The following is a 7,209-nucleotide window of genomic DNA, read 5'->3' as shown; positions in this document are numbered from 1 at the left end:
CCGGCGGCCCCGCCGTTGCCGCCGTTGGGGTGGGAGGGCCCACCCGAGCCGCCCGCCCCGCCGTTGCCGATCAGGATTCCGGCGTCGCCGCCGTTCTGCCCTGTTCCCGGGGCGCCGTTGGCGCCGTTGCCGACCAGCGGGCGTCCGAACAGCGCCTCGGTGGGCGCGTTGATGGCGTTCATCAGTGTCTGCTGGACGTTCGCCGCCTCGGCGCTGGCATACGAAGCGGCGCCCCCGCCCAAGGCCTGCACGAACTGGTCGTGAACGGCCGCCGCACGGGTGGTCAGCGCGTGAAAGTCCTGTGCCTGCCCGGAAAACAGCGACGCGATCGCCGCCGACACCTCGTCGGCGCCCGCGGCCACCACCCGCGTCGTCGAGGCCGCCGCGGCCGCGTTGGCCGTGTTCACGGCCGCCCCGATGCGAGCCAAATCGGAAGCCGCCGCCCCCAGCGCCTCCGGTCCCACGATCACAAACGACATGCCCCCGCCTTTCATCAGTCGCTGTCAGGACGGACGTTATCCGCATCGACGGCCTGCCGCACTGGATCAAGCCGGTCGGGACCGGCGAGTAGCCTGACCCCGTGGACTACGCCGCCGAGTTCCTCACCGAAAACCGGGCCTTCGCCGAGCTTTTCCGCGGTGTCGACGAATCCACGCCCGTGCCGACGTGCCCCGGCTGGAGCGTCAGCCAGCTGTTGCGCCATGTCGGGCGCGGCGATCGGTGGGCGGCGCAGATCGTGCGCGACCAGCTCCAGGAATACCTCGATCCCCGCACCGTCGAGGGCGGCAAGCCGCCACCGGATCCGGCCGACGCGATCTCCTGGTTGCACGGCGGCGCGCAGCGGCTGGTGGACGCCGTCGAGTTGTCGGGCGTGGAAACACCGGTGTGGACCTTCCTCGGCACGCGCCCGGCGAACTGGTGGGTTCGGCGCCGGCTGCACGAGACCGCGGTGCACCGCGCCGACGCCGCCATCGCGACCGGCAGCGAATTCACCCTGGGCGCCGAGATCGCGGCCGACGGGATAACGGAATGGCTTGAGCGCGTGGCCATTCAGGCCGGAAGCGACGGGTCGCCCCTGCCGCTGGAGGCTGGCAGCACCCTGCACCTGCACGCCACCGACCCGGGGCTGGGCGACGCCGGTGAATGGACGATCGGTGTCGACGGCGGCGCGATCACCTGGTCGCACGAGCACGGCAAGGGCAGCGCGGCGCTGCGCGGCGGCGCCACCGAACTTTTGCTGGCGCTGCTTCGCCGGGTCTCGCTGGCCGACACCGGCATCGAGCTGTTCGGGGACGACGCCGTGTGGCAGAACTGGCTGGACCGTACGCCTTTGTAACTCGGGCGGACACGGTAGCTTGCTGACCATGACCACATCGGAGATCGCCACCGTTCTGGCGTGGCACGACGCCCTCAACGCCTCGGACCTGGAAACCCTGGTGGCCTTGTCCAGCGAGGACATCGAAATCGGCGACGCTCACGGCGCCGCGCAGGGTCATGAGGCGCTGCGCAGGTGGGCCGGTTCTCGCGAAGGCACGGCCGAACCCGGACGCATGTATGTGCACGACGGCGTCGTCGTCGTCGAAGAGAAGGTCAGCACCCCGGACGGGGAGGTCACCAACGCCGCGTCGGCATTCCGGGTGGTCCGCGATCACGTCACGTCGGTGTTCCGGCACGAGGACCTGGCAGCGGCGCTGGCCGCGACGGAACTCACCGAGTCCGACCTCGTAAATTAGGCCCAACAGAGAGGCACCTATGCGTGGGATCATCCTGGCCGGCGGGTCGGGCACCCGTCTGCACCCGATCACGATCGGCATCAGCAAGCAGTTGTTGCCGGTCTACGACAAGCCGATGGTGTACTACCCGCTGTCCACGCTGATGATGGCCGGCATCCGCGACATCCTGGTGATCACCACCCCGCACGACGCGGCCGGCTTCGAGCGGCTACTCGGCGACGGCTCGCAATTCGGCATCAACCTCAGCTACGTCCAGCAGCACGAACCCGAAGGCCTGGCACAGGCTTTCGTGCTCGGTGCCAACCACCTCGGCAACGACTCGGCCGCGTTGGTGTTGGGCGACAACATCTTCTATGGCCCCGGCCTGGGCACCAGCCTGAGCCGCTTCCAAAACATAAGCGGCGGAGCGATTTTCGCGTACTGGGTGGCCAACCCGTCGGCCTACGGTGTCGTCGAGTTCAGCGACGACGGCATGGCGCTGTCGCTGGAGGAGAAGCCGGCCACCCCGAAGTCCCAATACGCGGTGCCGGGCCTGTATTTCTACGACAACGACGTGATCGAGATCGCCAAGAACCTGAAGAAATCGGCGCGCGGCGAGTACGAGATCACCGAGGTCAACCAGATCTACCTCAACCGTGGCCGGCTGTCGGTCGAGGTGATGGCGCGCGGGACGGCGTGGCTGGACACTGGCACCTTCGACTCGCTGCTGGACGCCAGCGACTACGTCCGCACGCTGGAACGGCGGCAGGGGCTGAAGGTCAGCGTGCCCGAGGAAATCGCCTGGCTGCAGGGCTGGATCAGCGACGAGCAGCTGGCCAAGCGGGCGCATACCCTGGTCAAGTCCGGTTACGGCGACTACCTGCTGGGGCTGCTGGAACAGCGGCGCTGACCGGGGCCGGCTCTAAGCCCGGTTTCGCCAGCACCGCCGCGATCGCCGTCGTCAACGGCACCGACAGCGCCAGCGCGATGCCGCCGACCGCGGAGCGGGCGAGTTCGATGGCCACGCTCTCGCTGATCAGCACGTCACCCAGCGAGCGATTCGAGACGCTGAACAGCAGCAGCAACGGGAGCGACGTGCCGGCGTAGGCCAACACCAGCGTGTAGACCGTGCTGGCGATGTGATCCCGGCCTACCCGGATGGCGCCTAGGAAGATCGCCCGCCGGGAGCCGCCGAGGTGCGCGAGCTCGAACACCGTCGACGCCTGGGTCACGGTCACGTCGTTGAGCACACCGAGCGAGCCGATGATGAACCCGGCGAGCAGCAGCCCGCTGATCGACACGTTGCCCAGATACGCCGAGACCTGGCCGTTCTGGTCGTCCGACAGGCCGGTGAGATGGGCCAGATCGACTGCGGCCCAAGATAATCCGGCGGCCAGCAGCAACGCCGACAGGGTGCCCAGCAGGGCGGCGCTGGTCCGCAGGCTTACCCCGTGGGCCAGGTAGATCACGGCATAGAGGATGACCGCGGACGCCACCAGCGCGACGGGGACGGCAGGGGCGCCGTCGCGCAGCGCCGGCAGCAGGAACACCACCAGCACCAGGAACGCGACGACGATGCCGACCAGCGCGAGCAACCCGCGCCAACGGGCCACGGCAACGATCACCACCGCGAACGCGACGGCGAGCGCGACCAGCGGCCAGCCACGTTCGAAGTCGTAGAAGGCGTAGCTGGTGGTGCCCTGCTCGTCGACCTGCCGGACCAGCCGGACGCGATCGCCGGCCCCGAAGTGGGGCTGGCCGGGACCGGGGGAGGACTCCAGCAGCGTCTTGGCGCCCGCGTTCGGTCCCGAGTCGATGGCGATCAGCGTTTGGATACATCGCCCGGCGCCCGGGGCCGCCGGTTGCGGCGCCGTCGTGATCACCTGGCCCGCCGACGGGCTGCCGCAGTCACCCAGCGCGCTGGACAGCACGTGGCCCTTCTGTGTGCTCACCGCGCCGCCGGCCGCGTTCTGGAACGGCATGGGGATATCGACGTGCTGGCGGCTCGGCCAGAGCAACACCGCACCGGCCAGCACCGCCACGCCGATGGCGATGAGCAGCCCAACGACGATCTTGGCGGGAAGCGGATCCAGCCCGGACGGGGCCCCGGGCGAGCCGCGGAGGCTGTGCGAATGTGAGTGCGCCACCCGGTCGAGGGTAGAGGGCGGCGCCGGCACCCTACGGCAGCCCGGGCATTCCGTATGGCGGCTTCACTGGCTGGGCGCGCGCCGTGTGCATTTTCATCAGTTGTTGGTCAGGTCCCTTCCCCATGCGGCGCCCTTGGGTTGGGTGAGTATGCACCAAGCGTTTCGAGTACACGCACTCACGACCTTCACAACCTGGCCCTTTTTGAGCATGCCAATCACACGCGCGTCACCGTTGTCGTTTGACTTGTCATACAGATCGGTGTCGGCGTTCACCGTGGCGGTCAAGGCAACGGGCGCCGGCGGCACGGGCGCCTGTGGCGAGGCCTTGCACTTAATGCGATCGCTGAACTTCGTGTGCCAGCCAGTAGTGGCGTTGTTCCCATTGCTATTGGTGACGGTGCCGCTGGCGGAATTGTCAGGATTGACCTGGCCCTTGTAGTTGCTGAAAAGAAACGGACCACTCCAGGTCACGTGGATCTCGATCGTGTTGCCCGTGAGGTTGCCGTTGGCGACCCCCTTGGTGAAGCCATTTTGGCCGGGGCGCGAGTAGGAGGCGTCCCCCTGGATCGTCGTCGGTCCGTTCGACGGCAAGACGACCTCGAGACCGTCGTCCTGATCGAGCACCTGAACCGCCGTAGTGAAGTTGCAGTCTTCGGCGGGAGCGAGCGGCGTCATCGGGAGCGCCCGGGCGGGGGCCGTGAGCGCAAGGAGCAGTCCCGCCGCCCCCGCCGCCGCGGCAACCGGTCGGAGGAAGTGTGCACCCGGGTGGTCCGCTGTCGTCGGCTTGGGTTTCCAAGTCCTGCTCGCCGGTCGCATGGCGCGAGCGTATCGATGAACAGGGCCGGAGAAATCAGGGATTTCCCTAATGTTTCAGCACACGTAGCCGGTCGCGGGCCCACCGGCTCCATCCGTAGAGCGGATGCCGGAAACCCTTTACTGCCGGTAACTGGCCAGGAAGTTGCCCAGCCGCTCGATCGCGGCGGCGAGATCGCGGGACCACGGCAGGGTCACGATGCGCAGGTGATCCGGCGCCGGCCAGTTGAATCCGGTGCCCTGCGTGACGAGGATCTTCTCGGACAGCAGCAGCTCGAGGACGAGTTGCTCGTCATCCTCGATGTCGTAGACCTCGGGATCCAGCCGGGGAAACGCGTACAGCGCGCCCTCGGGTTTGACGCAAGACACCCCGGGGATCTCGTTGAGCTTGGTCCAGGCGACGTCGCGCTGCTCGAGCAGCCGGCCGCCGGGAAGCACCAGGTCCTCGATGCTCTGGTGGCCGCCGAGGGCCACCTGGATCGCGTGCTGCGCCGGGACGTTGGGGCACAGCCGCATGTTGGCCAGCAGGCTGATCCCCTCGATGAAGCTGCTGGCATGCTCCTTGGGCCCGGTGATCGCCAGCCAGCCCGCCCGGTAGCCGGCGACCCGGTAGGCCTTCGACAGGCCGTTGAAGGTCAGGCACAACATGTCGGGCGCCAGCGTGGCGAGGCTGATGTGCTTGGCGTCGTCGTAGAGGATCTTGTCGTAGATCTCGTCGGCCAGCAGCAGCAGCTGGTGCTTGCGCGCCAGGTCGACCATCTGGGTGAGGATCTCGCGGCTGTAGACGGCGCCGGTGGGGTTGTTCGGGTTGATCACGACCAGCGCCTTGGTGCGCTCGGTGATCTTGGATTCCAGGTCGGCGATGTCGGGCTGCCAGTTCTGGGTCTCGTCGCACAGGTAGTGCACGGGCGTGCCGCCGGCCAGCGAGGTCGACGCCGTCCACAGCGGGTAGTCCGGCGCCGGGATCAGGACCTGATCGCCGTTGTCGAGCAGGGCCTGCAGCGTCATCGTGATCAGCTCGGATACCCCGTTGCCCAGGTAGACGTCGTCGACGTCGAACCGCGGAAAGCCCTCGACGAGCTCGTAGCGGGTGACCACCGCGCGCCGGGCCGGCAGGATGCCCTGCGAGTCGGAGTAGCCCTGGGCGTAGGGGAGGGCCTGGATCATGTCGCGCATGATCACGTCGGGCGCCTCGAAGCCGAACGGCGCCGGGTTGCCGATGTTGAGCTTGAGGATGCGGTGGCCCTCGGCCTCCAGCCGCGCGGCGTGCTGGTGCACCGGGCCGCGGATCTCGTACAGGACGTCCTGCAGTTTGGACGACTGGGCGAAGGACCGCTGCCGATGATGGCCGGTGATGTGCGCGGGCAGCTGGTGAGTACTCACGCCACTATGGTGCCATCGTTGTCCAACGAAATTTGCTGACCGGTCGCGAAACCCCAACGGCGTTGCATGCAACGACAGTTTCATGCAACATGGGGGCATGGCCAGGACATCGACTGGGCGAGCCAGCGAATACCGTCGTCGCATGCGTGAACGCGGGTATCGCCCCGTCCAGATGTGGGTGCCGGATGTCCGGTCGGCCCAGTTCGCCGCGGAGGCGCACCGGGAAGCACTGGCGCTGGCCGAAGCCGACCGGCACAGCGACGATATGGACTTTGTCGAGGCGATCTCGGACGATCTGACGTCACTGGACGACGACGGGTGATCCGCGGCGAACTCTGGACGGTCTCGGGGGGCGTCTACGCGGCCAAGCCGCGTCCGGCGATCATCATTCAGGACGACCTGTTCTCGGCGACGGAATCCGTCGTCGTCATTCCGCTGACTGCGACAGCGGTCGCCGGTGTGGCGGTAGCGCGAATCGCGGTCCCGACGACAACCGGCATCGCACAGCCCAGCTTCGCCATGATTGACAAGATCACAACAGTTCGCCGCTCAAACCTCGGAACGCGGATCGGTCGCGTGTCCACGACGCTCATGGCAGACATCGAACGGTCGCTTATGGTGTTCCTCGGCTTGGCCTCCTGAGCCCAATCCGTGATCAGCGCTTGCCCGGGGGGCGGGCGCCGCGCGCGATACCCAGGCCTTTAACGGGTGCCGCGGGCGGTGCTGCGTCACCGTCGGGTTGCGCCGACGGCTCCGGCTTTTGCTCGGGCTCGGCCTTGGCCTCCAGTTGCTCGGCCGGAGCCTCGGCCTCGGCGGGCTTCGCGGCGGGCGCGGCCTTCTTGGCGCCGGGCCGCTTGGCGCCGGCGGCGATGCCGAGGCCCTTCACCGGTGCGGCGGGAGCCGCTGGAGCCTTGGCCTCTTCGGCGGGCGCGGCCGGTGCGGCCGACTGAGCGGCCGGGGCATCGGCCGCAGAAGGGGCCTTCGCCGCCGGGGCCGCCGACTTCTTGGCGCCGGGTCGCTTCGCGCCGGCCGCCAGGCCCAGCCCCTTAGCCGGTGCGGCGGGCGCCGCGGGAGCCTTGGCCTCTTCGGCCGGTGCGGCCGGCTGAGCGGCCGGGGCCTCGGCCGCAGAAGGGGCCTTCGCGGCGGGCGCGGCC

Annotated in this window: 8 protein-coding genes and 2 pseudogenes; 5 read left to right on the top strand and 5 right to left on the bottom strand. The window is 68.5% G+C overall.

The annotated features are described in order from the left end of the window. The coding region (locus tag N415_RS22665; RefSeq protein WP_152531532.1) for a PE family protein at positions 1–479 on the bottom strand (479 nt) is incomplete at its 3' end. A 101-nt stretch (positions 480–580) separates the two neighbouring features. On the opposite strand from N415_RS22665, the gene N415_RS22660 reads away from it, so the two are divergent. From N415_RS22660 to rfbA, 3 genes are read left to right on the top strand one after another with little or no spacing between them, the layout of a single operon-like run. Beyond that, a complete protein-coding gene (locus tag N415_RS22660; protein ID WP_068186943.1) occupies positions 581–1,336 on the top strand; it encodes a maleylpyruvate isomerase family mycothiol-dependent enzyme in 756 nt (251 codons plus the stop codon). Between the two features lie 28 nt (positions 1,337–1,364). After that, positions 1,365–1,733 carry a nuclear transport factor 2 family protein gene (locus tag N415_RS22655; RefSeq protein WP_068102693.1) on the top strand — a complete coding sequence of 123 codons (369 nt, stop codon included), beginning with the start codon at positions 1,365–1,367 and terminating at the stop codon, positions 1,731–1,733. Between the two features lie 19 nt (positions 1,734–1,752). Next, positions 1,753–2,622: a glucose-1-phosphate thymidylyltransferase RfbA gene (gene rfbA / locus N415_RS22650; protein ID WP_068102633.1), complete on the top strand. Its 870-nt coding sequence runs from the start codon at positions 1,753–1,755 to the stop codon at positions 2,620–2,622. Here the strand turns inward: rfbA and N415_RS22645 are convergent. From N415_RS22645 to N415_RS22635, 3 genes and pseudogenes are all read right to left on the bottom strand, one after another. Next, complete coding sequence (locus N415_RS22645) at positions 2,570–3,859, bottom strand: YibE/F family protein (RefSeq protein WP_068186941.1); 1,290 nt, start codon at positions 3,857–3,859, stop codon at positions 2,570–2,572. The two genes, rfbA and N415_RS22645, sit on opposite strands and share 53 nt — an antisense overlap. Before the next feature lie 96 nt (positions 3,860–3,955). Beyond that, positions 3,956–4,534, bottom strand: a complete 579-nt coding sequence (locus N415_RS22640) for a hypothetical protein (protein WP_068186939.1) — start codon at positions 4,532–4,534, stop codon at positions 3,956–3,958. A 258-nt stretch (positions 4,535–4,792) separates the two neighbouring features. Continuing rightward, positions 4,793–6,081: pseudogene (locus N415_RS22635) on the bottom strand (pyridoxal phosphate-dependent aminotransferase). Between the two features lie 71 nt (positions 6,082–6,152). Here N415_RS22635 and N415_RS22630 point away from each other — a divergent pair. Both N415_RS22630 and N415_RS22625 read left to right on the top strand, forming a co-directional pair. Beyond that, positions 6,153–6,377: an antitoxin MazE-like protein gene (locus N415_RS22630; protein WP_068102640.1), complete on the top strand. Its 225-nt coding sequence runs from the start codon at positions 6,153–6,155 to the stop codon at positions 6,375–6,377. Beyond that, positions 6,374–6,697, top strand: a complete 324-nt coding sequence (locus tag N415_RS22625) for a type II toxin-antitoxin system PemK/MazF family toxin (protein ID WP_068186933.1) — start codon at positions 6,374–6,376, stop codon at positions 6,695–6,697. The genes N415_RS22630 and N415_RS22625 overlap by 4 nt, the downstream gene beginning before the upstream one ends. A gap of 13 nt (positions 6,698–6,710) precedes the next feature. Here N415_RS22625 and N415_RS22620 read toward each other — a convergent pair. After that, positions 6,711–7,209 (bottom strand): annotated as a pseudogene (locus N415_RS22620) (FeS-binding protein); the annotation flags it as partial.

Source organism: Mycobacterium sp. UM_CSW (assembly GCF_000455205.1).
Lineage (GTDB): Bacteria > Actinomycetota > Actinomycetes > Mycobacteriales > Mycobacteriaceae > Mycobacterium.
This window is presented reverse-complemented; position numbering and strand designations above follow the sequence as displayed.

Excerpts from the sequence above, each read along its gene's own strand:
- rfbA (WP_068102633.1), top strand. The coding sequence starts at position 1,753 with ATGCGTGGGATCATCCTGGCCGGCGGGTCGGGCACCCGTCTGCACCCG.
- N415_RS22655 (WP_068102693.1), top strand. The coding sequence starts at position 1,365 with ATGACCACATCGGAGATCGCCACCGTTCTGGCGTGGCACGACGCCCTC.
- N415_RS22640 (WP_068186939.1), bottom strand. The coding sequence starts at position 4,534 with ATGACGCCGCTCGCTCCCGCCGAAGACTGCAACTTCACTACGGCGGTT.
- N415_RS22630 (WP_068102640.1), top strand. The coding sequence starts at position 6,153 with ATGGCCAGGACATCGACTGGGCGAGCCAGCGAATACCGTCGTCGCATG.